27 protein-coding genes are annotated in these 26,849 nt (G+C 60.2%); 15 read left to right on the top strand and 12 right to left on the bottom strand.

All coding sequences use genetic code 11. The annotated features are described in order from the left end of the window. Nucleotides 1-469: 469 nt before the first annotated feature. Nucleotides 470-1,003 carry a transglutaminase-like cysteine peptidase gene (locus OK142_RS12660; RefSeq protein ID WP_498683078.1) on the top strand — a complete coding sequence of 178 codons (534 nt, stop codon included), beginning with the start codon at nt 470-472 and terminating at the stop codon, nt 1,001-1,003. Between the two features lie 54 nt (nt 1,004-1,057). On the opposite strand, the gene OK142_RS12655 is transcribed toward OK142_RS12660, so the two are convergent. Continuing rightward, nucleotides 1,058-1,945, bottom strand: coding sequence for a DMT family transporter (locus OK142_RS12655; protein ID WP_498683076.1), 888 nt, complete (start codon nt 1,943-1,945; stop codon nt 1,058-1,060). Between the two features lie 241 nt (nt 1,946-2,186). Between OK142_RS12655 and OK142_RS12650 the strand changes: the two genes are divergently transcribed. Beyond that, a complete protein-coding gene (locus tag OK142_RS12650) occupies nt 2,187-3,485 on the top strand; it encodes an adenylosuccinate synthase (RefSeq protein WP_003491846.1) in 1,299 nt (432 codons plus the stop codon). A 70-nt stretch (nt 3,486-3,555) separates the two neighbouring features. Next, nucleotides 3,556-5,868, top strand: a complete 2,313-nt coding sequence (locus OK142_RS12645) for a hypothetical protein (RefSeq protein ID WP_498683075.1) — start codon at nt 3,556-3,558, stop codon at nt 5,866-5,868. A 445-nt stretch (nt 5,869-6,313) separates the two neighbouring features. Here the strand turns inward: OK142_RS12645 and rpoH are convergent, their stop codons facing one another. The 3 genes from rpoH to OK142_RS12630 form a co-directional block, all read right to left on the bottom strand. Then, nucleotides 6,314-7,216, bottom strand: a complete 903-nt coding sequence (gene rpoH / locus OK142_RS12640; protein ID WP_003491840.1) for an RNA polymerase sigma factor RpoH — start codon at nt 7,214-7,216, stop codon at nt 6,314-6,316. A gap of 165 nt (nt 7,217-7,381) precedes the next feature. Continuing rightward, nucleotides 7,382-8,206, bottom strand: a complete 825-nt coding sequence (locus OK142_RS12635) for a class I SAM-dependent methyltransferase (RefSeq protein ID WP_498683073.1) — start codon at nt 8,204-8,206, stop codon at nt 7,382-7,384. 285 nt (nt 8,207-8,491) lie between these two features. Continuing rightward, entirely contained in the window at nt 8,492-9,514 is a 1,023-nt protein-coding gene (locus OK142_RS12630; protein ID WP_498683071.1) for an RluA family pseudouridine synthase, read from the bottom strand. 38 nt (nt 9,515-9,552) lie between these two features. Here OK142_RS12630 and OK142_RS12625 point away from each other — a divergent pair, with 38 nt between their 5' ends. After that, the gene (locus OK142_RS12625) at nt 9,553-9,945 is read left to right on the top strand and encodes a hypothetical protein (protein WP_003491837.1); all 393 of its coding nucleotides are present in this window, start codon (nt 9,553-9,555) and stop codon (nt 9,943-9,945) included. Further along, nucleotides 9,935-10,795, top strand: coding sequence for a TrmH family RNA methyltransferase (locus OK142_RS12620; protein ID WP_498683068.1), 861 nt, complete (start codon nt 9,935-9,937; stop codon nt 10,793-10,795). The genes OK142_RS12625 and OK142_RS12620 overlap by 11 nt, the downstream gene beginning before the upstream one ends. Before the next feature lie 229 nt (nt 10,796-11,024). On the opposite strand, the gene OK142_RS12615 is transcribed toward OK142_RS12620, so the two are convergent. Both OK142_RS12615 and OK142_RS12610 read right to left on the bottom strand, forming a co-directional pair. Next, nucleotides 11,025-12,251: a coiled-coil domain-containing protein gene (locus tag OK142_RS12615; RefSeq protein ID WP_498683067.1), complete on the bottom strand. Its 1,227-nt coding sequence runs from the start codon at nt 12,249-12,251 to the stop codon at nt 11,025-11,027. A 272-nt stretch (nt 12,252-12,523) separates the two neighbouring features. Then, entirely contained in the window at nt 12,524-13,120 is a 597-nt protein-coding gene (locus tag OK142_RS12610; RefSeq protein ID WP_003491833.1) for a DUF1134 domain-containing protein, read from the bottom strand. Between the two features lie 251 nt (nt 13,121-13,371). On the opposite strand from OK142_RS12610, the gene chpT reads away from it, so the two are divergent. The 3 genes from chpT (at nt 13,372) to OK142_RS12595 (ending at nt 15,818) form a co-directional block, all read left to right on the top strand. Continuing rightward, nucleotides 13,372-14,019, top strand: coding sequence for a histidine phosphotransferase ChpT (gene chpT / locus OK142_RS12605; protein WP_498683064.1), 648 nt, complete (start codon nt 13,372-13,374; stop codon nt 14,017-14,019). Between the two features lie 89 nt (nt 14,020-14,108). Continuing rightward, on the top strand, nt 14,109-14,636 hold the full coding sequence (locus OK142_RS12600) for a GNAT family N-acetyltransferase (protein ID WP_498683062.1): 528 nt from the start codon (nt 14,109-14,111) through the stop codon (nt 14,634-14,636). Between the two features lie 135 nt (nt 14,637-14,771). After that, entirely contained in the window at nt 14,772-15,818 is a 1,047-nt protein-coding gene (locus OK142_RS12595; RefSeq protein ID WP_498683059.1) for an alpha/beta hydrolase family protein, read from the top strand. A gap of 53 nt (nt 15,819-15,871) precedes the next feature. Here OK142_RS12595 and OK142_RS12590 read toward each other — a convergent pair whose 3' ends face one another. Together OK142_RS12590 and ctrA are read right to left on the bottom strand one after the other, a co-directional pair. Next, the gene (locus OK142_RS12590) at nt 15,872-16,387 is read right to left on the bottom strand and encodes a GNAT family N-acetyltransferase (RefSeq protein WP_003491825.1); all 516 of its coding nucleotides are present in this window, start codon (nt 16,385-16,387) and stop codon (nt 15,872-15,874) included. A gap of 138 nt (nt 16,388-16,525) precedes the next feature. Further along, complete coding sequence (gene ctrA / locus OK142_RS12585; RefSeq protein ID WP_003491823.1) at nt 16,526-17,230, bottom strand: response regulator transcription factor CtrA; 705 nt, start codon at nt 17,228-17,230, stop codon at nt 16,526-16,528. Between the two features lie 481 nt (nt 17,231-17,711). Here ctrA and OK142_RS12580 point away from each other — a divergent pair, with 481 nt between their 5' ends. Then, a complete protein-coding gene (locus OK142_RS12580; RefSeq protein WP_003491821.1) occupies nt 17,712-18,062 on the top strand; it encodes a flagellar export protein FliJ in 351 nt (116 codons plus the stop codon). A 319-nt stretch (nt 18,063-18,381) separates the two neighbouring features. After that, nucleotides 18,382-18,585, top strand: a complete 204-nt coding sequence (locus OK142_RS12575; protein ID WP_498683056.1) for a DUF1059 domain-containing protein — start codon at nt 18,382-18,384, stop codon at nt 18,583-18,585. A gap of 246 nt (nt 18,586-18,831) precedes the next feature. On the opposite strand, the gene OK142_RS12570 is transcribed toward OK142_RS12575, so the two are convergent. The 4 genes from OK142_RS12570 to cysQ all read right to left on the bottom strand — a co-directional run bounded on the left by OK142_RS12570 (nt 18,832) and on the right by cysQ (nt 22,045). After that, nucleotides 18,832-19,113 carry a GNAT family N-acetyltransferase gene (locus OK142_RS12570; protein ID WP_003491801.1) on the bottom strand — a complete coding sequence of 94 codons (282 nt, stop codon included), beginning with the start codon at nt 19,111-19,113 and terminating at the stop codon, nt 18,832-18,834. A 242-nt stretch (nt 19,114-19,355) separates the two neighbouring features. After that, nucleotides 19,356-19,631: a CtrA inhibitor SciP gene (gene sciP / locus OK142_RS12565; RefSeq protein ID WP_003491799.1), complete on the bottom strand. Its 276-nt coding sequence runs from the start codon at nt 19,629-19,631 to the stop codon at nt 19,356-19,358. A gap of 191 nt (nt 19,632-19,822) precedes the next feature. After that, nucleotides 19,823-20,866 carry a DUF2793 domain-containing protein gene (locus OK142_RS12560; protein ID WP_498683053.1) on the bottom strand — a complete coding sequence of 348 codons (1,044 nt, stop codon included), beginning with the start codon at nt 20,864-20,866 and terminating at the stop codon, nt 19,823-19,825. Between the two features lie 384 nt (nt 20,867-21,250). Beyond that, nucleotides 21,251-22,045, bottom strand: a complete 795-nt coding sequence (gene cysQ, locus OK142_RS12555) for a 3'(2'),5'-bisphosphate nucleotidase CysQ (RefSeq protein ID WP_082182827.1) — start codon at nt 22,043-22,045, stop codon at nt 21,251-21,253. A gap of 343 nt (nt 22,046-22,388) precedes the next feature. Here cysQ and OK142_RS12550 point away from each other — a divergent pair, with 343 nt between their 5' ends. The 5 genes from OK142_RS12550 (at nt 22,389) to OK142_RS12530 (ending at nt 26,809) form a co-directional block, all read left to right on the top strand. Beyond that, nucleotides 22,389-23,291, top strand: a complete 903-nt coding sequence (locus OK142_RS12550) for a branched-chain amino acid ABC transporter permease (protein WP_003491778.1) — start codon at nt 22,389-22,391, stop codon at nt 23,289-23,291. Nucleotides 23,292-23,295: 4 nt separating this feature from the next. Continuing rightward, nucleotides 23,296-24,693 carry a high-affinity branched-chain amino acid ABC transporter permease LivM gene (gene livM / locus OK142_RS12545; RefSeq protein WP_003491776.1) on the top strand — a complete coding sequence of 466 codons (1,398 nt, stop codon included), beginning with the start codon at nt 23,296-23,298 and terminating at the stop codon, nt 24,691-24,693. Beyond that, nucleotides 24,693-25,559, top strand: coding sequence for an ABC transporter ATP-binding protein (locus OK142_RS12540; protein ID WP_003491774.1), 867 nt, complete (start codon nt 24,693-24,695; stop codon nt 25,557-25,559). Before livM ends, OK142_RS12540 begins: the two co-directional genes overlap by 1 nt. Further along, nucleotides 25,559-26,287, top strand: a complete 729-nt coding sequence (locus OK142_RS12535; RefSeq protein WP_003491772.1) for an ABC transporter ATP-binding protein — start codon at nt 25,559-25,561, stop codon at nt 26,285-26,287. Before OK142_RS12540 ends, OK142_RS12535 begins: the two co-directional genes overlap by 1 nt. Nucleotides 26,288-26,455: 168 nt before the next feature. Next, a complete protein-coding gene (locus OK142_RS12530) occupies nt 26,456-26,809 on the top strand; it encodes a DUF6867 family protein (RefSeq protein WP_003491771.1) in 354 nt (117 codons plus the stop codon). Nucleotides 26,810-26,849 lie beyond the last annotated feature (40 nt).

Below are 26,849 nucleotides of genomic sequence, written 5' to 3'. Positions count from 1 at the left end.
CACTCGCTTCATCCCGGTCATTGAGCGTGCGCGCGGCGCAAGGTGGGTGGGGCAGGCGGCCAAAACCGGGGAGTTTCCCAATGTCACGGTCAAGGCGGCCGGCATATGTCCATCCTCCAAACAGGAACCGGTTTGGCGGGCGGATCATATGTTGAAACCGGGGCCGCATCGTCTGCAAAACCCTGCACTACCCCCTTCGATACCCCCGCAGCGATGCGGCCCATTTATCGCCTCTCAACGCTGCGCCGGAATTCGGCGCGGTGATATCGGCGCATATTCGAAAAAAAGCGTCCGCTGTACAAAAATGAAAACCGATAAAATTGTAGCAATCGGCTTAAAGCGGCTGAAAACAGTGCTGTGCCATTGTGGGATCACAGACAAGGAGCGGACATCCTGCGAAGACGGGACGCGCCACAAAACAGAAATCGAGACCGGCAAAAGCCGGCGGATCGCCAAACGGGGTATGAAAATGCTGAAGAAGATTATTGCTGCCGCCATCTGCGGAATTGCCGTTGCTTCCATGTCCACCCATGTCGATGCGGCTGGCGCTGCCGGTTTTGCCCGTGGTTTTGCCGCTGTCGAAAAAAGCGCGGTGACGCAGATCGGTGTTTCGGCTCGGGGCGGTTTTGATGGCTGCGTTCTTTCCGCCGGCCAATGTGTTTCGACGATCGCCGCGCCGCTGACCGGCGAGCGCCGTGAAGAACTGCTGCGCGTCAACCGCGATGTGAACGCCACCATGGGTGCGCTCGATGATTATTTTACCGGTTTCGGAGCCGATCTTCCGGCAACGCCTGCGATGAGCGCTAATGATTGCGGCGATTGCGCCGCGATCAAGCGCACGGCACTTGCCGGCGCCGGCTGGTCCTCCGCTGCGCTGCGCCTTGCCTTCGCCCTGAATGATGACGGATCGCTCGAAAAAGTGCTGATCGTCACCACCGACAAGGGCGATATCGTACTCGGTAACGCCGTCTTTTCTCCGGCCGAGCGCGAAACCGCGCTTTAAGCCCACCTTTTTCATGCCTGCCAGACTGCGCCGGTTTCTTCTGATCCTTCGAGATCAGGGAGCCGGCGATTTTTTTCGTTCTGCGACGGCAATACCCGCCAGCGCCATGACCAGCGCCGCGATCTGGTAGGTGTGCAGGGTTTCGCTGAGCACCACAACGGACAAAAGCGTGCCGAAGACGGGCACGAGGTTGATGAAGAGGCCGGCGCGGTTGGCGCCGATCTGTTCCACGCCCTTGATGTACAGGATCTGCGCGATGAGCGACGCAAAAATGGCGGCATAGACCACCAGCACCCAGCCCTTCTGATCCGGCCAGACAACGCTGTTTCGCGAGATTTCCCAGAAGACCAGCGGCACCGAGGTGAGGAGCGCGAAAAAGGCAGGTATCGCCATCAGCGTGCGCCAGTCAACGGCGGGTTTCCAGCGCAGGATGACGGTGTAGATGGCATAGACCAGCACCGCGAGCAGCATGATGGCGTCGCCGGCGTTCATCTCCAGCTGCAGCAGCGAGACCGGATCGCCATGCGAGGCAAGCAGCGCCACGCCTGCTATGGTGAGGCAGAAACCGGCGATCTGGCCGAACAGCACGCGGGTGCGGAACAGGATGAAGTTCAGCACGAAGATGACCATGGGAATGCCGGCCTGGATGACGGCGGCATTGATGGCGGAAGTGTGTTGCAGCGCTGTGTAGAGAAAGACGTTGAAGGCGGTGTAACCGACGCTGCCGAGGACGAAGAAATAGGGCAGGCGCTTTTTCACCACCGGCCAGTCCCTGATCAGCTGCGGCACGGAAATGGCGAAGATGATGGCGACGGCCAGAACCCAGCGCAGGAAGGTGAAGGCCATGGGACTGATGTGGCCGACGGCGAGCTTGCCGGCGACAGTGTTGCCGCCCCAGCAGAGCGTGGCGATGATGAGGGCGATGTAGGCTTTGGAGGGCACGCTGATGTTTCGCTTCTTCACGGGGCGGGATAACGGCTAAGGGGTGAACGGCGGTCTTGCGCCCGCGCTTGGCCCCCACGGGGCGAGATAATGCGGGAAATCCGCGCCTTGTCACGGAAAAAGCAAAATTCTCCATAAGAAACAGGGTCGCTTTCCGTAAAACAACACAGTATACATTCGCGGGTTTGGGTTTCCCATCGGGTTATCGGGCGCGCAAGCGCCATGAGCAGGAAAGCAAGAAATGACGAATGTTGTGGTGGTCGGCTCGCAGTGGGGCGACGAAGGCAAAGGCAAGATTGTCGACTGGCTGTCCGAGCGGGCAGATGTCGTTGTGCGGTATCAGGGCGGCCACAATGCCGGCCATACGCTTGTCATCGATGGCATCAGCTACAAGCTTTCGCTTCTGCCTTCCGGCGTCGTGCGTCCCGGCAAGCTGGCCGTCATCGGTAACGGCGTCGTGGTCGATCCGCATGCGCTGATCGCCGAAATCGGCCGTCTGGAAGTTCAGGGCGTCAAGGTCACGCCGGAAAACCTGCGCATTGCCGACAATGCCACGCTCATTCTTTCGCTCCACCGCGAGCTGGACGGCATGCGCGAAGACGCCGCCTCCAACAGCGGCACCAAGATCGGCACCACGCGTCGCGGCATCGGCCCGGCTTACGAGGACAAGGTCGGCCGCCGCGCCATCCGCGTGATGGATCTGGCCGACATGGAAGCTCTTTCCGCCAAGGTCGACCGTATCCTCACGCATCACAACGCGCTTCGCCGCGGTTTCGGCGTCGCCGAAATTTCGCATGAAACCATCATGGAAGAGCTGGGCTCGATCGCCGAGCGCATCCTGCCGTTCAGCGAAACCGTCTGGCTGCTGCTCGACAAGAAGCGCCGCGCCGGTGCGCGCATCCTGTTTGAAGGCGCTCAAGGCTCGTTGCTCGATATCGATCACGGCACCTATCCCTATGTGACCTCTTCCAACACGGTTGCCGGCCAGGCCGCTGCCGGCTCCGGCATGGGTCCGGGTTCGCTGGGTTACATTCTCGGCATCACCAAGGCCTATACGACGCGCGTCGGCGAAGGCCCGTTCCCGACCGAGCTGAACGACGAGATCGGCCAGTTCCTAGGCGAAAAGGGCCATGAGTTCGGCACCGTCACCGGCCGCAAGCGCCGTTGCGGCTGGTTCGATGCGGCACTGGTGCGCCAGTCGGTCGCCACCAACGGCATCACCGGCATCGCGCTCACCAAGCTTGATGTTCTCGATGGCCTCGACGAGCTGAAAATCTGCGTCGGCTACAAGCTCGACGGTCAGGAAATCGACCATCTTCCGGCAAGCCAGGGCGCGCAGGCGCGGGTAGAGCCGATCTACATCACGCTGGAAGGCTGGAAAGAATCCACCGTCGGTGCCCGAAAATGGGCGGATTTGCCTGCTCAGGCAATCAAATATGTCCGTCAGGTCGAGGAATTGATCGGGGCGCCTGTCGCGCTTCTGTCGACAAGTCCGGAGCGTGACGACACCATACTTGTGACTGATCCGTTTGAGGATTAATGTCCTCAACGATCTAGATTCATAAACCATATCGGGCCGGTACGTCGCCGGTCACGACGAGAAAGTGCTTATGGCGGATTTTGTAGCAGTCATTCGCAAGGCCGTGGATGGCTTGGCGAACAATACTCCCGAAAACCGGGCGAAGGTTTACGACAAGGCGCGCAGTGCGGTTGTGCGCCAGCTCGAGAATATGAAGCCACGTCCGCCGGAAGAATTGTTGCGCCGGCAGATCGCCAAGCTGGACGCCGCCATTGCCGAAGTGGACAGCGAATATGCCGAGGCGCTTCCGGCGCTGGAGGAAGACGACGCTTTCACGCCGACGGCTGAAGAGACGGCAACATCCTACTATCGAGAGGATGTTGCCGAAGAACCTGCGGCCCATGCCGCCGAGCCGGACCATGCCAGCGAGCGGCAGGAAGAACGGTACGAGCCGGTCGAGGAAGAGCCCGCCCCGGTTGTCGCCGCACAGCCTGAGCCGGTTTACGAAGAGCCTGCCCGCGAGGAAGAGCCGCTCCACGAAGCGCCCGTTTCCGCCGCTGCCTCGCATGACGAGGAGCGTTACGCGGAACGCGAGCCGGACGAGCTTTCCGACGCGCCGGAACCCGTTCATGTGGCGCCGGCTCATGCTGCCGTTTCCCATGAAGAGGTCGGCACCTATTTTACCCGCGCGGAAGAAGAGCCCGCTCATCAGCCGGAAGCCGAGCGCGACAGCGATGTGGCCGCACCTGCCCAGGCCGATGATTCCGTGCCGCCCCATTGGGCGCAGCCGGTTGATGAGGATGACTGGCGCAAGCTGGACGAGGCCGAGGATGAGCATGCTCGCCCGGCTGCCGAGGATTATGCCGAAATCCGCAACGAGACGGATGGACGTCCTGTCGTCGCCGGTTATGCCGCGCAGCATTACCAGGCCCCGGATGTCAGCTTCGAGCCCGACAGGCGCGATGACGAAGACTATGCCGGCAACCGTGCCGGTGCGGATCACGATCCGATCTTCGGCGGACAGGGTGATTTTTCCGAACCCCGCCTGACGGAAGACACGGCTCCGAAAAAAGCCGCTGTCGTCGAGGATTTCTCGTCCTATTTCCAGGACACGGATATCGCCATTCCCGCGAAGGACGCGCCGGCGCTGCCACGCGCCGATAACGATCCCTTCGGTGACCGGGGCTCGCCCAAGGACAACAAGGAACGTACCCCCTGGGACGATCTGGACGAGCTGATCGGTTACGACGGCGCGTCGTCGTCCAACCGGGCGGCTGCGGATGAAACGCCCGCTTTGGGCGCAGGGGCCACAACACCGGCCTACATGGTCAAGAAGAAGCCGCGCCGCAACTATGCGTCGCTGGTGCTTGCCCTTGTTGGCGCCGGGCTTCTCGCCGGGGGCGGATATGCGCTCTGGCAGAACCGCGATGCGCTGAACGACATGGTCGGCGGGCTGGTACAATCGGCGCAGAAGGGTGGGGAAACTCAGACGCCTTCGCCCGATACGGCGCAGCAGACATCCACGCCGCCGGCTGGCCAGCAGCCGCCCGCGGCCGGACAGCAGCCTGCAACAAACCCGACCAACCATCAGGCACAGCCCCATGGCGATGACGGTTCCGTCACCGGCACGAAATTCACCCAGCGGCTTCTGGCCGATGGGTCCGAGCGTGATGAAGGGCCTGCACCGGGCGCTAACGGCCAGCCGGTGACGGCGGAAGGCCAGTCGGTCTACGAACAGAACGTCGCACCGCCGCCTGCGGGCGAGGCTCCGGCCAACACGGCGGGTGCGCCCGCTGGAACGCCTGCCGGCACGCCGCCGGCCCAGCAGCCTGCCGCTGCCGCCACCGGCGACCGCATGTTCCTTTACGAGGAAGTGCTCGGCCAGACGGTTCCGACCGCCATTCAGGGCAGCGTTTCCTGGTCGTTGCAGCAGGAAAACGACAATGATGGCCGCCCGTCCCCGACGGTACAGGGCCAGATCACGGTTCCCGGCCGCGGCTTGAGCGCGCTCATCACGTTCAAGCGCAATACCGATCCGTCTCTGCCCGCAAGCCATCTGATCGAAATCGTCTTCTCGGTTTCGCCCGGCTTCGAAGGCGGCGCAATCGACAGCGTCCAGCGCATCGCGATGAAGAGCACGGAGCAGGATCGTGGTAACGCCCTGATCGCGGTTCCAGCCAAGATCACCGACGATTTCCACATGATCGCGCTCAACGACTTCCCGGATGCGATGAAGACCAATCTGGAGCTACTGAAGAGCCGCAACTGGATCGATATTCCGGTTTCCTACCGCAACGGCCGGCGCGCGCTGCTGACCCTGCAGAAGGGCAATGACGGCATCGCCGCCTTCGACAAGGCGCTCAGCGAATGGGCGGCCGCAACGCCGGCAGCCGGCGGACAATAAGGATTGAAAGGGCGGCTCGGGTCGCCCTTTTTCGTTATATGGCTACGGCGGTGTCTTTGCGTTTGTCGGGTGATGGGTGGGTTAGTTGGTGCCGGTGGGTGTGGCTCACCCCCCTCTGCCCTGCCGGGCATCTCCCCCACAAGGGGGGAGATCGATATGCCGCGAGGTCTCGACCAACTCAACGGACGAGGATGAAGCGGAGGTAGAGCGTCTTGCCGATCTCCCTCCTTGTGGGGGAGATGCCCGGCAGGGCAGAGGGGGGTAAGCGGCATCCCCCGAAGCATGGATATTTTTCCTGCCGGTTTTCCTCCAGCGCAATCGCCGGTCTCGGATGGCAGGCCATTTCCAGTCGTCAGCCTTTTACCAACAAAAAATCCCCGGCCGAGGGCCGAGGATGATCCATGGCACGGACGCAAAACCGCTCCGCACTTTTGCTGGATATGCTTTACGCATCCACCACGCGCAGCGCGCGGGCGGCTTCGAGGGCTTCCTTCTGTACCGCTTCCTGAACCTTTTCGAAGGCGCGAACCTCGATCTGGCGCACACGCTCGCGGCTGATGTCGAACTCGGATGAGAGTTCTTCCAGCGTCACCGGGTCTTCAGCAAGGCGGCGGGCCTCGAAGATGCGGCGTTCGCGGTCGTTCAGCACGCCCATGGCTTTCGCCAGCATGCGGCGGCGGGTTTCCAGTTCGTCCTGCTCGATCAGCACGGCTTCCTGGCTTTCATGGTCATCCACCAGCCAATCCTGCCATTGGCCGGATTCGCCTTCGGAGGCCTTGATCGGCGCATTCAGCGATGCGTCGCCATGCAGGCGACGGTTCATCGAGATCACTTCTTCCTCGGAAACCTGCAGCTTTGTGGCGATTTCCTTGACGTGTTCCGGCTTCAGATCGCCATCGTCAATCGCCTGGATACGGCCTTTGAGCCGGCGCAGGTTGAAGAACAGGCGTTTCTGGTTGGCGGTGGTACCCATCTTCACCAGGGACCACGAGCGCAGGATATATTCCTGGATCGAGGCCTTGATCCACCACATGGCGTAGGTGGCAAGACGGAAACCGCGTTCCGGATCGAACTTCTTCACCGCCTGCATCAGGCCGACATTGCCTTCGGACACGACTTCGCCAATCGGCAGGCCGTAACCGCGGTAACCCATGGCAATCTTGGCGACGAGGCGCAGGTGGCTGGTGACAAGCTTATGGGCGGCGTCGCGGTCACCATGCTCGGCGTAACGCTTGCCAAGCATGTATTCTTCCTGCGGCTCCAGCATCGGAAATTTACGGATTTCGTCGAGATATCTATTGAGACCGGCTTCGCCGGCCGTAATCGTAGGCAAACTATTGCGGGCCATAAAGCACCCCCTTATCTATGGTCTGGAACGGCACCCTCATGGATTGACGATTACTCGCCTGAGGCACACCGCTAGTGGCGGGTCGTTACCGACCCCGCACGAACCCATGTGACAGATATGTATGCGCCCGCCGCGTTTCAAGCGAACGCTGCGTTCACACATATGTTATGTTCCGGCGACACTGTCTCTCACCTGTCTAACTTTTGAACGGTAGATTCGTTCCGAAAATCCGCCAAGGCCGGAGCGTACCATCAGCTCATACATTACCCGTCTGCGCATGGGATTATGCAGGCGCACGACGGTGGAGCCAAGAAACTGCGTTTCGACATGGCCAAGGGTCTGCAAGTCGGGTTCTTCGGCGATCGCGCCTGCGTAAAGCGCGTGAAATTCGCGGCGGCAGACATAGGTCTTATATTTGGTCATTGCGAAGCAGGCGAGGCTGTGGCCGTGCGTGCGCAGAAAATCGGCAACCCCCACCGTCACTTCCGGCCAGGCGGGATTGAAAGTGTCGTCAAAGACGATGACGCCATGCGGGGCGATCACCTCCATCGCCAGCTTCGCATCTGCCAGAACATGGTGCAGGTGGTGCCCGCCATCGATGCTGAAGAACCGCGCAGGGCCGATCCGCGAGGTGATGTCGGAGGGGGCGAGCCGGGTACTGTCACCCTTGATGATCAGGTCCTCATCCATCGCAAAACCCAGCCGCCGGCCATTTTCCATCAAGCGGTCATATTGGTCCAGGCTGCCATCCTCGGGCGGGTCCATTTCGAACAGGTCGACGCCCAGCACCTTTTCCTTCGTCTGCGCAAACCTGCGCAGCAGAAAATAGGAGCGACCATAATAAACGCCGATTTCAGCCATGCCGCCTTGAAGGTGGTTTCTCGTCTGGGCCTGCAGCAGCGCCTTGAAGACGAGCGCGTCGGGCGGGTCGATATAGCCTTCGACGCTGCGCAGATCCTGAAATATAAACCGGCGTTCATCGATGTTCATGCGCGATAGATCCCGTCATCATGCCGGTTCCGTTCAGGATATGCGGATCGAACGAAAGGCGTCCCCTGCGGCGTCCGTCATTCGGCAAGCTTGGTTTGCGTCACCGAAATGGGGGTGATTTCAAGCCTTGCAGGGGTCGAGGAGGTGCGACGATTGAAGCGAAATTGGGGCGGTCTATAAAAAGGACCGACTGCGGAATATCGCGATCCGCTAATCTTTTTTTATTATCCGTGGCTTCGGGCAGAATTTACGGCGCGGTTTTTTTGACCGCGCCGTACAGCATTTTCAGCCGCGCAGGGCGGTGATCAGTTCTTCCATGTCATCCGGCATGTCGGTTTCGAACTCCATCACCTCGCCGGTGCGGGGGTGTTCGAAGGCGAGCAGATAGGCATGCAGCGCCTGTCGCGGAAAGCGGTTGACGGTGCTTCTGGCCGGTTCTTCCAGCAGGTTCGCCTTGGTGCGGAAGGCCGCGCCATATTCGGGATCGCCGATCAGCGGATGGCCGATATGGGCCATGTGCACGCGGATCTGGTGGGTGCGGCCGGTTTCCAGGCGGCACTCCACCATGGAGGCGAGGCAGGATGCATCCGGCCTTTCATGGAAGCGCTCCATCACCTCGTAATGGGTGATCGCCTCGCGGGCGTCGTCCCTGTCCTCATGCTTGACAGCGCGTTTGGTGCGATCGGCGCCACGGCCGAGTGCGGCATCGATGGTGCCGCGAAGGGTGCGCGGGCGGCCCCAGACGACGGCCTTGTAGGCCCGCTCCAGTGGGCCGGTGCGGCCGTGGTCGGCAAATTGCGCGGCGAGATGGCGGTGGGCATTGTCGTTTTTCGCCACCACCATGACGCCGGAGGTTTCCTTGTCCAGCCGGTGCACGATGCCCGGGCGCTTCACGCCGCCAATGCCGGAGAGGCTGTCGCCGCAATGGTGAATGAGGGCATTGACCAGCGTTCCGGTCCAGTTGCCGGCGCCCGGATGCACGACGAGACCGGCCGGCTTGACGAGCACGATCAGGTCTTCGTCCTCATATTCAACGTCGAGCGGAATATCCTCGCCCTTGGGTTCGGGGTCTTCCGGTTCCGGCATCACGATCTCGATGCGGTCCTGCGGATGCACCTGCTTTTTAGGCTCCGTCACCGGTTTGCCATTCAGGAAAACCGCGCCCTGCTCGATCAGCGCCTTCAGACGGCTGCGTGACAGATCGCCACCGACTTCGGTCGCCAGCCAGGAATCGAGGCGGCCTTCGGCGTCTTCCCCGGCAATCAGGACTTTCCTTGAGTCTCCGCCTTGTTTAAAGGGGTCGTTCATTCTTATTTTTCCGATCCATCAGCATTTCAGGGAACCCGATGACGCAGATCGAGCAAGACGAACAGGAAGACAAGCCGCTTGATCCGGCCATGGAAAAAGTTCGCCGCAAGATGATCCGTTTGCAGATCGTGTCGGGCTCCGTGATGTTTATCAGCCTTATGGCCGTCTTCGGAGCGGTTGTCTACAAGGCGATGGGGCCGTCGAAAACGGTTGCGACGCAGAGCGAACCGCAAAATCTGGCTGTTCCCACCGGCAACGGGCCGCTGGCCGTCACCGCCAGCCTGCCGCAGGGCTTCGTGATCGACAATGTCAGCTATTCCGGCGGTGACATGCTGTTTTACGGCAGGCTTGCCAACGGCACCCGCAAGGCGCTGGTCTTCAACGTCGCGGCCGGCCGGTTCCTCGCCGATGTGACGGTCGATGCCCAGTGAGGGCAGCGATCATACGCTCTTGGACGGACGGGCGCTGATCCCGGTCGACGACCCGGCCGATCCGCGCATCGCCGCCTTTCGCGACATTCGCGAGCGTGACCTTACCGGTAGGCAAGGCCGCTTCATCGCCGAAGGCACGGTCGTGCTGCGCATGCTCGCCGCCGCCCACAAAGCGGGCGGCGCCTTTGCGGCGGAGAGCATCCTCATCCTTCGCAACCGGCTTGCGGGTGTCGCCGATATCCTTGCTGATTTTCCAGCCGATGTTCCGGTCTATGTGGCGGAAGCACCGGTGCTGGACGGCATCGTCGGTTTTCACCTGCATCGCGGCATTCTGGCGCTCGGACGGCGGGTTGAGGATCGCGGACTGGAGGAGATGACGGCGGCGCTTCCCGCCTCTTCGCTGGTGCTCGTGGGCTGCGGCATTTCTAACCACGACAATCTCGGTGCGATGTTCCGTAACGCGGCGGCGTTTTATGCCGATGCGGTGTTTCTGGACGAGACCTGCTGCGATCCGCTCTATCGCAAGGCATTGCGTGTTTCGGTCGGTTCGGTCCTCTCGGTTCCCTATCATCGCGGTGGGGGCGCGGTGCAGATGCTGGAGCGTCTCTCTGCGGCCGGTTTTGCGATCTGGAGCCTTTCGCCCAATGGCGAGACCGAGATACGCGACATTCCCCGTTCCGAGCGCATGGCGCTGGTCATCGGCACGGAAGGCGAGGGATTGCCGCAATCGGTGCTCTCGCGTTTTCACACCGCACGGATCGCACAATCGCCGCAGCTGGACAGTTTGAATGCGGGGACGGCTTCGGGGCTGGCGCTTTATCAGATGGCGAGCGCGATAGGGCGGGTTTAGGGGCGCGGCGTTGCGTGTGGGGTTTATTACCCTCGCATATGCGGCTCACCCCCCTCTGCCCTGCCGGGCATCTCCCCCACAAGGGGGGAGATCGACCCGAAGCGACGTCTCGGTTATCTCGGCATTTGAGAATGAAGAGGCGGTAGTGCGTCTTGCCAATCTCCCCCCTTGTGGGGGAGATGCCCGGCAGGGCAGAGGGGGGTGAGCAGCATACTCAAGGGCGTAGATATCACCCCTTCCGCTTCTCCACCAACGCACTCGCCTGCTTCGCAAGGCTCTCACGCCCCGATGAAGCGGAAGCCTTGGCAAGCAGCACCGGGATCGGCGATTTTTCGCCTTCCTGCGCGGCCGTGAGCGCAATCATCTGGGCGGCGATGCGGGCGATTTCTCGGCGGATCGGTTCGTCGTTGCCGGTGCCGCGCGCATTCAGAAGGCGTTCGGTGAGCGCCGTTCCCTGGTTGCGGATATCCTCGATCTCCTGCGCCAGCCCCTCCGGCGGCGTTGCCGTCGGCTCTTCTGCAACCGGCAAGACTGGTGCGGCCCCGGCGGTTTCGACCTCTGGAGTCTCTGCCGCAACGGCGGGGGCGATTTCAGGCGCAGATACGGCCGGTTGCTGCGGGCTCACGGCCTTCTCCACCGGCACGGCCGGGTTCGGCAGGCGAATGATCATGTCGTCGCTGCGGCCGCCCGTTGTGGCAAGCTGTTCCTTCAGGCGTGCGACCTCCTGATTGCGCAGCGTCAGCATGGTGTCGAGATCGGCATTTTTCGCCATGACCGTGGCGATCTGTTCTTCCAGCCGGGTGACCTTGCGGCTTTCGCGCGCAACCGCCGTCATGGCTTCCTTGTTGCGGGCCGCCACATCCTGCAATTCGCGGGTCGCGGTCTCGCCTTCCTTGCGGAAACGCGTGGCGCTCTGCTTGGCCTGTTCCGCCTCAAGGTCGCGGGTCGCGGCGGTGATTTTCGAATCATCCAGTTCGCGCGTCAGGTTGGTGAGGCGGGCGGTGAGATCAGACATCTGCGCGGCGCGCTCGTTTGCGGCCTGTTCCTGCTGCAGGAGGTTCGCCCCAATGGCACCGGCGCGTTCCTCGCTGGCGTCGAGGGCGGCGCGCAATTCGGTAATCTCCAGCGTCAACTCCTCGATTTTCAGCGAAAAGCCGCGGTTCTGCTCGCCGAGGCGATAGGCATCGCTGGAAGCGGCTTCGTTGGCGAGGCGCAGGGAGGTGTTTTTTTCCCGTTCCGTATCCAGTTCCTGGCGGACCTTGGCGTTTTCGGCGGCATAAAGCGCACGCGCCATGTCCTTCTGGGCGCGGACTTCCTGCGGGCTGATGGGCATCGTCGCGCGCAGGCGGTTTTCCGTATAGGCGACGATGCGGCGATGGATCGCGGGCGCGATCATCAGGGCCAGCAGGGTAGCGGTGAGAAAACCCAATCCGAAAAGAATGGCATATTCAATCACGCGGGACAGTCTCCGAAACTCAGATACGCGCGCATTCGGAAAGAGGGGCGCGAAGGCACGTTACGCTATTATTGCAACCGTGGGGAGGGGTCTTTCCGGCAATTGCCGAGGCGGTGTTCGTCCCACTTGTTTCTTCTCCCCTAGGGGAGAAGTCCGCGGCAGCGGGATGAGGGGGCGAGGGTAGAGATATCAGGAGAGCTTGCCCCCTCATCCGACCCTTCGGGCCACCTTCTCCCCCTCGGGGAGAAGAAAGACGCGGCACCCTCGCATAATCAGAAAGGGTTCCACGTCGGCTGCTGGGTGAGCTTCAGGTAACCGACATTGATGCCGAGGCGCGCACCGATGCCGGTGCGGATGGGCGCCAGCGTGACATCGCTGCTCTTGAGATAGGTCATGCCGACGCCGGCGACGATGAAGGCGGAGCCGCTGACGCCGCCGTAACGGCGGTAAAGCGCATCGACCGAAGGCAGGTTATAGACCAGCATCATGGCGCGGGTGCCCTGGCCGCCATAATCGAGGCCGAGCGAGGGGCCCTGCCAGAAGACCGGGTGCTGGCCGGCATTCTTGGTATAAAGCGTGCCTTCGCCATAGGTGAGGCCGGCGACGAAGGCGCCGGAGCCTTCCTGGCCGAGAATATAACCGTTCGGAAGACCGTATTGCTGGAAGGCGCGCTCCACCACCTTGGCGAGGCCGCCGGTGGTTTCACCGAAGAATCCGTGGCCTGCATCCACGACTTCCTGGATAGAATATTGATCGCTGGTCTGGGCCGAGGCCGGTGCGACCCACATCAAGAGGCTCGCAAGGAGCGCAATAATCTTTCCCAGTCCGAGGCGTGCAATGGTGCGGGTTTTCGTAAGGCGCATCGTCATGTCCGTCCGTCTGTTTCGTTAGCGCATCAGCCCGAAAATCCGAATCGATTTCCGAAAGGGCCGATGTGCAGATTCAAAGTTCTACAGCATGTTTCGTGCATCCTGGCGGATACACGGGGCTCCAGTGTGGCCTGTTAAGGCATTTGGCATTTTGAAACCATCCTATTAACAATCGGTTTACCAAATATGGTGTCATTATGGCTTAACAATTTCCACACCGTCCGCGCATCCCTTGCGCAGGAGAGAATTTTATGACGAGCAAACTCAATATCACGCTGTCCGGTCCCGATCTGGCGTCTCTTCTGTGCAGTCGTGTGTGCCATGACGTGATCTCTCCTGTTGGCGCCATCAATAACGGCCTTGAATTGCTGGACGAGGGCGGCACCGACGACGATGCGCTTGACCTCATCCGCACGTCCGCTCTTAACGCATCCGTGCGGCTGAAGTTCGCCCGCCTTGCTTTCGGTGCGTCGGGTTCCGCCGGCGCTTCGATCGATACGGGCGAGGCCGAAAAAGCCGCCAAGGATTTCGCCGCCGCCGAAAAGAAGGCCGAAGTCAGCTGGAACGGCCCGCGCGCCATCGTCGCGAAGAATCGTGTCAAACTCTTGCTCAACCTCTTCCTCGTCGCTTATGGCGCGATCCCGCGCGGCGGCAATGTGGATGTGCTGCTGGAAAGCCCCGACGGTGAAGCCAAGTTCGAAATCACCGTCAAGGGCCGGATGATGCGCGTGCCGGCCAAATTTGCGGAGATTTACGAAGGCAGGCTGGAAGAGGCCGTCGACGCCCATTCCGTGCAGCCCTATTACACGCTGCTTCTGGCGGAAGAGGCCAATATGGCGGTGGAATACAAGGTGCATGAAGATCGCATCGTCTTTACCGCGAAAACGATTGCCGAGTGACCGTTCGATTGCGGGCATGATTTTTCAGGAAAGGGCCGGGCTGCGTCTGCCGACGCTCCGGCCTTTTTTCCGTTTTGGGGAGCACGTTCATGACACGCCTGACAACCGCCCGCCTCATCCTGCGGCCGCATGCCATCGGGGATGAAACGCTTTATTGCGCATTCTGGGGAGCGGATGTCCTGCCTATCGAGGGGGTCAAATCGATTGCACCGCTGGATGCAGAACTCGCTTTTGCCCGCCTCCTGCGCTTCATCGGCCATTGGTCAGCCTTCGGTTTCGGCCCCTTTGTCGTCGAGGAGGCGGACACGGGACGCATCGTGGGCGAGGTGGGTTTTGCCCATATGCGCCGCGGAAACGGGGCGGATTTTGATGGTGTGCCCGAGGCGATGTGGAAAATCGACAGGCAGCTGGTCGGCAAAGGTGTCGCGACAGAAGCTGTGGAGGCCGCGACGAAGTGGTTCGACAGTAGCGGAATTTCGCAGCGGACCGTCTGTATGATCGATCCCCTGAATAGCCCGTCTTTAGCCATTGCCGCCCGATTCGGCTTTCAGCCGTTTCGCGATGCGATGTTCCGGAAAAACCCCGTGCGGCTTTTCGAGCGGATATCCGCGATCTAGTTAAGGCGCTCATACGGATCGTCTGATGAAGATGTTGCCTCGATCGCGTTTCAGAACGTCCTGAAACCTGTTTCAGGTCTCAGGCGGGGGCGGTTTGGGTGAGGAGTTGGTCCATCGCAACTCCTGGAGCATCCCATGCGCAATTTTCTTCTGGCGGCATTCGTCGTTTTCTCCACCGCTCAGGCCGCGATGGCGCAAGGCGCCATCGGCTTTAGACAGATCGAATTGCCGGATGCGGCGGGTGCGAGGGCGCTTGCCGTCTCATTATGGTATCCGGCCGCGCCCTCTGGAAAAAGCGAGGTCGTGGGTGAGAACGCGGCTTTTTATGGTCTTGAGGTGCAACCGGCCGCTTCTTTTCTCACCGGGTCTCGTCCCCTCGTGCTGTTGTCGCATGGTTTCGGCGGAAGCTGGCGCAATCTGAACTGGATTGCCGGCGCACTTGCTCAGCAGGGTTATGTGGTGGCCGCACCGGATCATGGCGGCGAATCATTTACCGAAAAGAATGCGACGGAGATCGTTCCCCTGTGGGAGCGGCCGCGCGACATCAGCAGGACGCTGACCGCGCTCATCGAGAATGACCAACTCGCCGGCCAGATCGACAGCAAGCGTATCGCCGTCATCGGCCATTCTCTGGGAGGCTGGACTGCGATGGAGCTGGTGGGTGCACGCTATAGCGCCGAACTCGCCTTGAAGGACTGCAATAGGGAAAAAGCGCCGCCGCAATGCAAGGCTCCCCGGCTGCTGGCCAAGGTCGGGATCGTCGGTGACGGCAAGGCTGATCGGCGTCTTTCGATGGATTTGAGCGATGTTCGCATCCGGGCGGCGATCGCACTCGATCTTGGGCCTGCTTCCGGTTTTCTGCCGGAGACGCTGCAAAGGGTGGAGGTGCCGGTTCTGGTTCTGGCCGCAGGTGTGGAGACGCCGGAGATTGCCGCCATCAAGGCCGATTCCGACTATATCGCCCGGCATCTGCCAAAGGCGACGACCGTCTATCGGGAAATACCCGATGCCAGCCATTTCAGCTTTATGCAGATTTGTAAGCCGAACGGCGAAAAAATCGTGGAGGAGCTTTCACCGGGCGAAGGTTTCGTCTGCCGCGACGGGGGAGGCCGGGACCGCACAGCCATCCATGCACAAATCGCGGAGGCAATCACCGGCTTCCTGAAAGTGGAAATGCGTTAGGACAGTTCGGGACGTCTCGGGGATCCTGGTTGTCCTGAGGCGTCCCGATTTTTTCACGCCGCGTTGGACGGGTGATAGCGATAAACGAGGTCTTCGGGGTCGGAGCGTGGCGCTGACGGATCGAGTGTGCCGCCGATGCGCTCGGCAACGGCTGCGGATTTGCTGTTTTCCGGCGAGACGTAGCTGACAAGTGTGGGCAAGCTCAGCGTCTCAAAGGCCCAGTCGCGCATTGCCACAGCGGCTTCGGCAGCATAACCGCGCCCTTCATGGCCGTCATAAAGCAGCCAGCCGAGTTCCTTTTCGGGAAATAGCGGGCCGTGATTGATACCGATCTGGCCGATGCATTCACCCGTCTCACCAAGGTCGATCATCAGCGCGCCATGGCCGAAAAAGTACCAGTTGGCCAGATCGTGGCAGAACACGCCCCATGTTTTCCAGAGATCATACGGCCCGCCGACGCCAATGGAGCGCGGCGACGCCATGAAGTGCTGATAGGCGGGAAAGTCCGCGATGAGCAGCGGGCGCAGCGTCAGGCGTTCAGTCTTAAGCGTGGGGATAGGGTGGTTCATGTGCCGTCGTCCTTTTTGGGAGCGTAGCTAGGCCCTTGTCATTACATGCCGATGACGTTGTCGCTTCTCCCTTGAAATCACAACAAAAAACCCGCTGTCGCCAGCGGGTCTTTTAAAAACTGTCCTGTCCTTGAGGGGTCAGGCGGTTTCAAGGAATTCCGTGGCTCCGTCAGGCTCGCGCAGAACATAGCCGCGGCCCCAGACGGTTTCGATGTAGTTTGCGCCGCCTGCGGCATTTGCAAGCTTCTTGCGCAGCTTGCAGATGAAGACGTCGATGATCTTCAGTTCCGGTTCGTCCATGCCGCCATAGAGGTGGTTCAGGAACATTTCCTTGGTCAGCGTCGTGCCCTTGCGCAGCGAAAGCAGCTCGAGCATCTGATATTCCTTGCCGGTCAGGTGAACGCGCTGGCCACCCACTTCAACCGTCTTGGCATCGAGATTGACGATCAGCTCGCCGGTGGAAATGACCGACTGCGCATGGCCCTTGGAACGGCGGACGATTGCGTGAATGCGGGCAACAAGCTCATCCTTGTGGAAGGGCTTTGTCATGTAATCGTCTGCACCGAAGCCCAGACCGCGAACCTTGTCCTCGATGCCGGCCATGCCGGAGAGGATGAGGATCGGCGTCTTGACCTTGGAAAGGCGCAAAGTTCTCAAGACTTCGTAACCCGACATGTCGGGCAGGTTGAGATCGAGAAGAATAATGTCGTAATCGTAGAGCTTACCGAGGTCCACGCCTTCCTCGCCGAGGTCGGTCGTGTAGACGTTAAAGCTTTCCGACTTGAGCATCAGTTCGATGCTCTGCGCTGTTGCGCTGTCGTCTTCAATAAGTAGAACCCGCATAATTATCCCCTTTGCCGCCCGCGAACCGGTAAATCATTGCCTCGCGCGATGCGGATCCAGACGTTGCCTGATTTGCAGGCTGCCACCAAATGGTTAACAAATTCTAATTGCCTTTGGCAAGGTGTATCGAATTTATTAAGCAAAGTAGGCATTTCTCTGTTTTTGCACGTGAATCCACCATCGCCATAATTGAATCTTAACGTGAGGATTTCCCGCTAAGTGATTCAATCGACTCTTACATCGTCTGGTCCGCTTTTTTGGACCTGGCATTTACCGACCCTTAAATGATCGTGTTTATCATTAACGATGCCCGTAAACGAAAGGTTAACGGCGGTGGTTTTTTATTAACGCCGGGTAACTTTTGGGAATCATTCCGGCACAACGGGTTAACCCGGCCGGTTGAACGGGCGGGTTAAACGGGCCGATCAGGGGGGCATAGTGCCTTTTTGATCCGGGTCTCGCTATCCATGGAGTATTGCGTATGAAGTCGCGTGACAGCCTGGTTCGCCTGAAGGAATTTCAGGTTAATGAAAAACGCCGGCAGCTTAACCAGCTGCAGCAGATGATGTCCGAGTTCGAGCGGATGGCAAAGGAACTGGTGCATCAGATATCTCTGGAAGAGAGCAAGTCGGGCATTACCGATCCGACGCATTTCGCCTATCCGACCTTCGCCAAGGCCGCGCGCCAGCGGGCCGATAATCTTCAGGTCTCGATCCGGGAGCTGAAGGCCCAGCAGGAAGCTGCCGAAGCTTCGCTGGAAGAGGTGCAGGCCGAATATGAAAAGGCCGCGGCACTGGAAAACCGCGACGGAGCGATCCGCGCCCGCGCCTGACGACCGGCGCAAATTCGATGAACGATCGTCCTCATTGACGGCTGCCGGTGGATCAGGAGGCGGCTTTCAATGACGGGACGCCATGCATTTTTTCGAAAGGCCGCCACCTTTGGCGGCCTTTTGCGTTGCCGGGTGTCGGTCCTTTTCGATCCGGTTTCCTCCCAGCGACCACTGGCGGGCATTTCGGTGTTTTCAATTGTCCGGAACGGGGGAAAGGCGTAATTTAACGGGGTTCCGATCATGAACCGGAGGTTTTACGCGCGCGTCCTGCATAACCCCTGCGAGGGTGGGCGCGGGCGGTAACAGCAGGGAGAAAGAAATGGCTCGCCAATATATCGATTGCCGCGAATTCCCCAGTGACAGCAAATGCACCATCGCCATCTCCGCCGATACGCCGGAGGAGCTGATGGAAGCGGCCGTTCAGCATGCCGTGGCGGTGCATGGCGCCAAGGACACACGCGAATTCCGCGAGGAAGTCCGCAGGAGCATGCATGCAGGGACGCCGCCGCTGAAGGTGGCGTGACGGGAGGATCGACGCGTACTTATGAATGACGCAAGATGGGAAGGGGTTGCGAGAGACCGGGGCGTATGCCGCTTGCTTCTTCTCCCCGCCGGGGAGAAGTCCGCGGCAGCGGGATGAGGGGGCGAGGGTAGAGGGATTCGGCAACGCCCCCTCATCCGACCCTTCGGGCCACCTTCTCCCCCTCGGGGAGAAGAAATATGCCGCGACGTTTGCGAATATTCTGCCCTTTTACAGAATTAAGCGCCCTTACCCGTTTATAACATCCGCCCATTCAGGATGGCGCAGCGTCTGGGCCTTGAAGAACGGGCAGAGCGGAATGATTTTCCAGCCGCCCTTGCGGGCCTCGTCGATCGCATGGGCGGCGAGCGCCTGACCGACGCCCTTGCCGCGCAGGGCATCGGGCACGCCGGTATGATCGATAATGATCAGCGAAGGGGAGGTGCGGGAATAGGTCATCTCGGCCTTGTGGCCTTCGACGGTTGCCGAATATTCGCCGTGCGATCCGGTTTCGGTGCTGAGGATGTCCATGGTTTTCGCCTCCTGTTGCGTTCGTTGTTTCCACTGTAACGGCTCGCGCCCGAATTGAAACAGCGGGAAAGAGAACGCAGCGGACACAAACCGGCGACAATGGTTTTACCGAAGGAGGGGCTCTACCGAAGCAGGACAGGCCTTGCGGGGAGAAACCCGAAATCAAACCGAAAACCCCGTCGATAATCCGGCGGGGTGTTTTTGAGAATTCGGCTTTGGCGCGTTTCCGCGCGGGCGCAATATCAGTGGCGATATTGCTGAATGCGCGTGGTGCGCAGGCCTGCAAGGCCATGATCGGCAATTGAGGACTGCCAGGAGAGGAATTCTTCAACGGTAAGCGTATAACGCTCGCAGGCTTCCTCGAGGCTCAAAAGTCCTCCGCGAACCGCTGCAACCACCTCCGCCTTTCTGCGAATGACCCAGCGACGGGTATTGGCAGGCGGAAGATCCGCAATCGTCAGAGGGCTGCCATCGGGGCCGATGACATATTTAACTCGTGGGCGTATCATTTCGGTCATTGGACACTCTATACAAACTCAAGACCATATGCCGGGAACTTTAGCCCCGTACCTTTAAAAATTGCCTAAGCAGCTCTAGACAATTTATTAAGAATTTGAACGGTTTCGCCTGATTTGTTCGAGTCGCCTTATTTTGCAGGGGAAAAATTTTTCCAAAAATTGCATTTTTTATCGTCCATCGGTTGTTTCCCTCATAGGGCCGCAAGCGAAAGGCACGTTTTCCCGCTGCCCTGGGTAAATTCCGCCGATCCTTCATGCTGCAGCCGCAGGCGGTCTCCGGCATTGAGCGGAAGAATGAAGGTGGCCGATTGCGAGGTGCCGGCGCTGGAGGCGTTTCCGGCAATGCCGAAGCCGCCCGCCGCGCCGTTCACCGACAGCGAAACCCGGTGGCCGGCGGAGGAGACCACGGCAAGCGACAGAATGGCGAGATAAAGACCCTTGGCAGGAACGACGAGTTCCCTTCCGCCGCCGGTACCAACCGGATCGCCGAGCGTAAAACCGCCCTCATCGATGAAGAGCATGGAGAAACCCGCAGCCGATCCATTGGCCGGCTTCGTCGTGCCCGCCGGCAGGCCTGCGGCGGCGAGTGCGCGATTGGGCATCGAGACGCGGCCATCGCCGCTGCACAGGAGCGCGGTGCGCCAAATAGCGCCATCGGCGCTGGTCTTGATCGAAAAACCGTCATTGCCGGCAAGGCCCATTTCCGCGCGGCCGCTCCAGCCGGACTGGAACAACACCGATGCCGTATCGGTCTTCGCTGCCTTGTTGATCGCCATGCGGTGGCTGCCATCCTCCTGGCTGTGGGTGAAAAGGCTGGCGGGAGCGGCGAGCGCCAGACGGTTGGCGCCGTCAGCTTCCGCGCCGATGCCCAGCCTTTGAAACGTGCCGGTGGCGGGCAGCGGCATGTCCTGCCATGCGCCCTGCCGTAGCACCCGATATTTCCCCTCGCTTGCAAACCATGCCGTCCAGCCGGGCTGCGGCGTTATCGACAGCCATGCGCCATCCTGCCGGAAGGCAAGCTTTCCGCCCTTGCCGACCCAATCGCCGGTGGCGTCCGGGAGGAGAAGGAAACACTCGCCCTCCGACGCGTTTTCGGGCGGTGCGGCGACCACGGCCTTGACGACCAGCTGGACGATCGCATCCAGCCGTTGCAGCGCCTCATTGTGGGTCACGTGTTTCTGTGCCTGAGAGGGCAGGATATAGGGAAGCCGAAGTCTCGCCGTCTGTTCCGTCATGATGTCTCTTCCGCGCTGGATTGCCGTTCACCAGCGATTGTGATGCGGCGGGGCGGTGCGGGGATGAGCGGGGAAGAGATTATTTTTGTTGATGGGGGGTGGGTGTGTTTGCAGCGAATGGCGTCTATGGGCGAGACGGCCTCTTGGCTTCGGCGTATGGGGCTTACCCCCTTCTGCCCTGCCGGGCATCTCCCCCTCAAGGGGGGAGATCGACTCGCGGTGACGTTTCGCCCATCTCGACGTTCGAGGCTAAAATGGTGGTAAAGCTCCTTGCCGATCTCCCCCCTTGAGGGGGAGATGCCCGGCAGGGCAGAGGGGGGTAAGCCCCATACACCGAAGCGAAAGTTTAATTACCCACGAAAGCGCAGCGGTCTACCCGCCCGTCTATGTCGCCGCTTCCACCGTCACTGCCATCGCACCCTCCGCAATGAAATCTGGATTGGCCAGCGCATCCTCACCGTCACCTCTCACCTCATAGGCAAGCGGCTGGCCGTCGCAATCCAGCGTTCTGCCGCCGGCGGCGCGCAGCACGGCATCGCCGGCGGCCGTATCCCACATCATGGTGCGGCTGAAGCGGGGGTAGATGTCGGCCGCGCCTTCCGCCAGCATGCAGAATTTCAGCGAGGAACCGACGGAAATACAGTCCTTGAGCCCGTGTTCGGCGACGAAGGCTTCCGTTTTCGCCGTGCAGTGCGAGCGGCTGATCAGCGCCACGGGCGATGCGCCGCGCTGGCGGGCGCGGATGGGATGGCGCGCCAGGATCGCGCCTTCGCCTGATATGGCGAGCTTTTCGGCACCGTTGTCCTTGCCCGTCCATGCCTGGCCGCGGCAGGGGGCGTAAACCACGCCTGCGACGGGAACGCCGTTCCTGATGAGGGCGATATTGACGGTGAAATCGTCCTTGCCGGAAATGAATTCCTTGGTTCCATCCAGCGGGTCGACCAGAAAGAACTCCCTGCCTGTCTCCGGCAGGATGCCGTTCGAGACGGCCTCTTCGGCGATAACGGGAATTTCGGGAAAATTGGCGGCCAGCGCCTGAAGAATGATCGTCTCGGCGCGCTGGTCGGCCTCGGTCACCGGCGAGCAGTCATCCTTGTAGGACACGTTCGGGCCCGCGCGGTGGACCGCCATGATCGCCTGTCCGGCGTCCAGCGCCGCTTTCGTCAATATGTCGATCATCTCTTTGCCGTTGCCATTCCATCGCCATCCCGTGGCGGGATCTTGCGATACAACTTGGCTACTCCTTTGGCCGCCGCCCGTCAAACAATGGCGGCCGACAAGGCTAAAATAGGCATTCCGTCGCCGTTTTTTTAGCACTTCCTGCCGAAATCATGGCTCTTTTGATCGGGAAAAGGGCAACTGATGTGGAAATTCCAAATTTTGTGCAGGATCGCCCGTTTTTGACTTCACATTTTTAACGAACACGATATGCATTTTGGTGTTGGGGGTAAGTTTGCGAGGGCTCCCCTATAATTAACATAACGAGGCGTGGCTCATCAGAGGTCATGCCCAGGGGAAAGACATGGAGTATTTTATCCAGCAGCTCATAAACGGGCTGACTCTTGGATCTATCTACGGCCTCATCGCAATTGGCTATACGATGGTCTACGGCATCATCGGCATGATCAACTTCGCCCATGGCGATATTTTCATGCTCGGCGGTTTCGCCGCGCTGATCGTTTTTCTGGTCGTGACATCTTTTGTCGCCGGCATTCCGGTGGTGCTTCTTCTGCTTTTGATGATGGTCATCGCCATGCTGATGACCGGATTGTGGAACTGGGTCATCGAGCGCGTCGCCTACCGGCCTCTGCGCGGCTCTTTCCGCCTTGCGCCCCTGATCACTGCCATCGGCATGTCGATCGCGCTGTCCAACTTCATCCAGGTCACGCAGGGTCCGCGCAACAAGCCGATCCCGTCTCTGGTGACGGAAAGCTATCATCTCGGCTCCATAACGGTTTCGCTGAAGCAGCTCATCATCATGGTGGTGACGTCGGTGCTGCTCTTCGCCTTCTGGTATATCGTCAACAAGACACCGCTCGGGCGGGCGCAGCGCGCCACCGAACAGGACCGCAAGATGGCGGCGCTTCTGGGCGTTGATGTCGACAAGACGATCTCCATCACCTTCATCATGGGTGCTGCGCTCGCTTCGGTCGCAGGTACGATGTATCTGATGTATTACGGCGTCGCCTCGTTCAATGACGGCTTCATTCCGGGCGTCAAGGCGTTCACCGCGGCGGTTCTGGGCGGTATCGGCTCGCTTCCGGGCGCTGTTCTCGGCGGTCTGCTGATCGGCCTCATCGAGTCGCTCTGGTCGGCCTATTTCTCCATCGCCTACAAGGACGTCGCGGCATTCGGCATCCTTGCTTTCGTGCTGATCTTCAAGCCGACCGGTATTCTCGGTCGTCCGGAAGTCGAGAAGGTGTGATCCCATGACCAATATCGCTTCCGAACACGACACTTCCAACCCGAGCCTGATGGCGACGGCGGTGAAGGAAGGCATCTTTGCGGGCATCGTCTCGCTTGGCATGTTCATTCTCTACGTCGGCATCGTCACCTATCAGGACATCAACAACCAGCTTATCTGGGGCACACGCTGGGGCCTGCTGGCGGTCTTCGTCGGCGTTGCCGCCGTCGGCCGTTTCCTGATGGTGGGCTTCATCAAGCCGTCGCTGGATCGCCGCAAGCTCGCCAAGGCCAAAAGCGGCATTCTGGAAATTTCCGAGGAAAAAGGCTTTTTTCACAAGCATTTCCTGAAGCTGGCGCTGGTTCTGCTGCTGCTTTATCCTGTGATCGCCGTGCAATTGTTCGGCTTTCAGGGTTCGCTGAAATTCGTCGACAATTTCGGCATCCAGATCCTGATCTACGTGATGCTGGCCTGGGGTCTCAATATCGTCGTCGGTCTCGCCGGCCTGCTCGATCTCGGTTACGTGGCCTTTTATGCGGTCGGCGCCTATTCCTATGCGCTGCTCTCCAGCCATTTCGGCCTGTCCTTCTGGGTGCTTCTGCCCGTTGCCGGCATTCTTGCGGGCTTCTGGGGCATCATTCTCGGCTTCCCGGTCCTGCGGCTTCGCGGCGACTATCTGGCGATCGTCACGCTCGCCTTCGGTGAGATCATCCGTCTCGTGCTCCTGAACTGGACGGATGTGACCAAGGGCACCTTCGGCATTTCCGGCATCGCCAAGGCGTCCGTCTTCGGCATCTGGTCCTTCGATGTCGGCGCGCCGAACAATTTCGCCAAGGCCTTCGGCCTGTCGATGTCGTCCGCCTATTACAAGATCTTCCTGTTCTACGTGATCCTCCTTCTGTGCATGCTGACGGCTTACGTCACCATCAAGCTGCGCCGCATGCCGATCGGCCGTGCATGGGAAGCGCTGCGTGAGGATGAGATCGCCTGCCGTTCGCTCGGTATCGATACCGTCATCACCAAGCTCACCGCCTTTGCGACGGGCGCGATGTTCGGCGGTTTCGCCGGTTCGTTCTTCGCCGCGCGTCAGGGTTTCGTGTCACCGGAAAGCTTCGTCTTCCTGGAATCGGCCGTCATCCTTGCCATCGTCGTTCTCGGCGGCATGGGGTCGCTCACGGGTATCGCCATTGCGGCGCTGGTTATGGTCGGCGGCACGGAGCTCCTGCGCGAGATGGAATTCCTGAAGCATGTCTTCGGGCCGGATTTCACGCCGGAACTCTACCGCATGCTGCTGTTCGGTCTCGCCATGGTCATCGTCATGCTGTTCAAGCCACGCGGCTTCGTCGGCTCACGTGAACCCACGGCCTTCCTCAAAGAACGCAAGGCCGTCTCCGGCAGCTTTACCAAGGAAGGTCACGGTTGATGGCTTCCGGAACGACAACAATGGCAAATGATACGATCCTCAAGGTCGAACATCTCTCGATGCGCTTCGGCGGCCTGATGGCCATCAACGACTTCTCCTTCGAGGCGAAGCGCGGAGAGATCACGGCGCTTATCGGCCCCAACGGTGCCGGAAAGACCACGGTTTTCAACTGCATCACCGGCTTCTACAAGCCGACGATGGGCATGATCACCATGCGTCAGCAAAATGGCGAGGCGCATCTTCTGGAGCGCCTGCCGGATTTCGAGATCACCAAGAAGGCGAAGGTGGCGCGTACCTTCCAGAACATCCGCCTGTTCTCGGGTCTGACGGTTCTGGAAAACCTTCTCGTGGCGCAGCACAATGCGCTGATGAAGGCCTCGGGTTACACCATTCTCGGCCTTCTTGGCCTGCCTGCCTACAAAAAGGCGGTCAACAGTTCGATCGAGAAAGCCAAATACTGGCTGGACAAGGCTGACCTCACCGACCGCGCCGACGATCCGGCCGGCGACCTGCCCTATGGCGCGCAGCGCCGTCTGGAAATCGCCCGCGCCATGTGCACGGGGCCGGAACTTCTCTGCCTCGACGAACCGGCGGCGGGTCTCAACCCCAAGGAATCGCTGGCGCTCAACGCGCTGCTGCGCGGTATCCGTGATGAAGGCACGTCTCTGCTGCTGATCGAGCACGACATGTCCGTGGTGATGCAGATCTCCGACCATGTCGTGGTTCTCGAATATGGCCAGAAGATTTCCGACGGTTCGCCTGACCATGTGAAGAACGACCCCAAGGTCATCGCCGCCTATCTGGGTGTCGAGGATGATGAAGTGGAAGACGTGATTGCGGAAGAACTCGACGGAGGAGCGGCCTGATGTCTGGTGAACCGCTTCTTAAAGTTCAGGGTGTCGAAACCTATTATGGCAATATCCGCGCTCTGGCGGGTGTCGATGTCGAAGTCAACAAGGGTGAGATCGTCAGCCTGATCGGTGCCAACGGCGCCGGCAAGTCGACGCTGATGATGACCATCTGCGGCAGCCCGCAGGCGCGTGTCGGCCAGGTGACTTTCGACGGCGAGGATATTACCCGTCTACCGACCCATCTGATCGCCCGCAAACGCATTGCCCAGTCGCCTGAAGGCCGCCGGATTTTCCCGCGCATGACGGTGCTGGAAAACCTGCAGATGGGCGCCAATCTCGACAACCTCAAATATTTCAAAGAGGACGTCGAGAAGATCTTCGTGATGTTCCCGCGTCTCAAGGAACGCCAGAGCCAGCGCGGCGGCACGCTTTCCGGCGGCGAGCAGCAGATGCTTTCCATCGGTCGCGCACTGATGGCAAGGCCGAAGCTTCTGCTTCTTGACGAACCGTCGCTGGGTCTCGCGCCGCTGATCGTCAAGGGCATCTTCGAAGCGATCAAAAAACTCAACCAGGAGGAGGGGCTGACGGTCTTCCTCGTGGAGCAGAACGCCTTTGCCGCGCTCAAGCTTTCCGACCGCGCCTATGTGATGGTCAACGGCAAGGTGACGATGAGCGGTTCGGGCAGGGAACTGCTCGCCGATCCGCAGGTGCGCGCCGCCTATCTGGAAGGTGGCCGGCACTGAAAGATTTTACTTGCGCCGAAAATTTTGCGGCGCAAGATTGCAAAAGGCGTCCCGCCGGGCCTTCGGGCAAGCGGCGGGATGTAAACAATAAAATGCCCTCCGGAAAAACGGCGGGACGACAGACAAGGCAGGGCTGGCGCATCGCGCCCGGCACTGATGGGGAAAGAGATGCAGGGCCTTTTTTTCGAGACCGATAGCGGCGTGCGTTATATTCTGCGCGCACTGGTTGTTCTTCTGGGTTTCTGGACCGCCTGGCGCGCGGGAAAATCCGTCGCCGATGGCTGGGGTGGTTACCCGCGTGTGGTCATCTACACGCTGGCATTGGGGCTCGTCATGCGGTTTCTGCATCACGCGCTCTTCAACGGACCGTTCATAAACGGTTTTTACTATGTGTTTGACGTCGTTCTTCTTCTGGTCTTTTCCAGCATCGGTTTCCGCATGCGCCGGACGAACCAGATGGTCAATAACTACTATTGGCTTTACGATCGCACGTCGGCATTCTCCTATAAGAAGAAGGATTGACAGCCGGATTCGTCCGACTGCACAATGCTCGTCAGAGTGG

Source organism: Agrobacterium sp. BT-220-3 (genome assembly GCF_025910175.1).
Lineage (GTDB): Bacteria > Pseudomonadota > Alphaproteobacteria > Rhizobiales > Rhizobiaceae > Agrobacterium > Agrobacterium oryzihabitans.
This window is presented reverse-complemented; position numbering and strand designations above follow the sequence as displayed.

Coding starts and splice junctions, on each gene's coding strand:
- OK142_RS12610 (WP_003491833.1), bottom strand. CDS start 13,120: ATGACGATGCGCCTTACGAAAACCCGCACCATTGCACGCCTCGGACTG.
- OK142_RS12635 (WP_498683073.1), bottom strand. CDS start 8,206: ATGAACATCGATGAACGCCGGTTTATATTTCAGGATCTGCGCAGCGTC.
- rpoH (WP_003491840.1), bottom strand. CDS start 7,216: ATGGCCCGCAATAGTTTGCCTACGATTACGGCCGGCGAAGCCGGTCTC.
- OK142_RS12530 (WP_003491771.1), top strand. CDS start 26,456: ATGCAGGGCCTTTTTTTCGAGACCGATAGCGGCGTGCGTTATATTCTG.
- OK142_RS12630 (WP_498683071.1), bottom strand. CDS start 9,514: ATGAACGACCCCTTTAAACAAGGCGGAGACTCAAGGAAAGTCCTGATT.
- OK142_RS12550 (WP_003491778.1), top strand. CDS start 22,389: ATGGAGTATTTTATCCAGCAGCTCATAAACGGGCTGACTCTTGGATCT.
- OK142_RS12625 (WP_003491837.1), top strand. CDS start 9,553: ATGACGCAGATCGAGCAAGACGAACAGGAAGACAAGCCGCTTGATCCG.
- sciP (WP_003491799.1), bottom strand. CDS start 19,631: ATGACCGAAATGATACGCCCACGAGTTAAATATGTCATCGGCCCCGAT.
- OK142_RS12650 (WP_003491846.1), top strand. CDS start 2,187: ATGACGAATGTTGTGGTGGTCGGCTCGCAGTGGGGCGACGAAGGCAAA.
- OK142_RS12575 (WP_498683056.1), top strand. CDS start 18,382: ATGGCTCGCCAATATATCGATTGCCGCGAATTCCCCAGTGACAGCAAA.
- OK142_RS12580 (WP_003491821.1), top strand. CDS start 17,712: ATGAAGTCGCGTGACAGCCTGGTTCGCCTGAAGGAATTTCAGGTTAAT.
- OK142_RS12535 (WP_003491772.1), top strand. CDS start 25,559: ATGTCTGGTGAACCGCTTCTTAAAGTTCAGGGTGTCGAAACCTATTAT.
- ctrA (WP_003491823.1), bottom strand. CDS start 17,230: ATGCGGGTTCTACTTATTGAAGACGACAGCGCAACAGCGCAGAGCATC.
- OK142_RS12560 (WP_498683053.1), bottom strand. CDS start 20,866: ATGACGGAACAGACGGCGAGACTTCGGCTTCCCTATATCCTGCCCTCT.
- chpT (WP_498683064.1), top strand. CDS start 13,372: ATGACGAGCAAACTCAATATCACGCTGTCCGGTCCCGATCTGGCGTCT.
- OK142_RS12570 (WP_003491801.1), bottom strand. CDS start 19,113: ATGGACATCCTCAGCACCGAAACCGGATCGCACGGCGAATATTCGGCA.
- OK142_RS12595 (WP_498683059.1), top strand. CDS start 14,772: ATGCGCAATTTTCTTCTGGCGGCATTCGTCGTTTTCTCCACCGCTCAG.
- cysQ (WP_082182827.1), bottom strand. CDS start 22,045: ATGATCGACATATTGACGAAAGCGGCGCTGGACGCCGGACAGGCGATC.
- OK142_RS12540 (WP_003491774.1), top strand. CDS start 24,693: ATGGCTTCCGGAACGACAACAATGGCAAATGATACGATCCTCAAGGTC.
- livM (WP_003491776.1), top strand. CDS start 23,296: ATGACCAATATCGCTTCCGAACACGACACTTCCAACCCGAGCCTGATG.
- OK142_RS12620 (WP_498683068.1), top strand. CDS start 9,935: ATGCCCAGTGAGGGCAGCGATCATACGCTCTTGGACGGACGGGCGCTG.
- OK142_RS12660 (WP_498683078.1), top strand. CDS start 470: ATGCTGAAGAAGATTATTGCTGCCGCCATCTGCGGAATTGCCGTTGCT.
- OK142_RS12600 (WP_498683062.1), top strand. CDS start 14,109: ATGACACGCCTGACAACCGCCCGCCTCATCCTGCGGCCGCATGCCATC.
- OK142_RS12645 (WP_498683075.1), top strand. CDS start 3,556: ATGGCGGATTTTGTAGCAGTCATTCGCAAGGCCGTGGATGGCTTGGCG.
- OK142_RS12590 (WP_003491825.1), bottom strand. CDS start 16,387: ATGAACCACCCTATCCCCACGCTTAAGACTGAACGCCTGACGCTGCGC.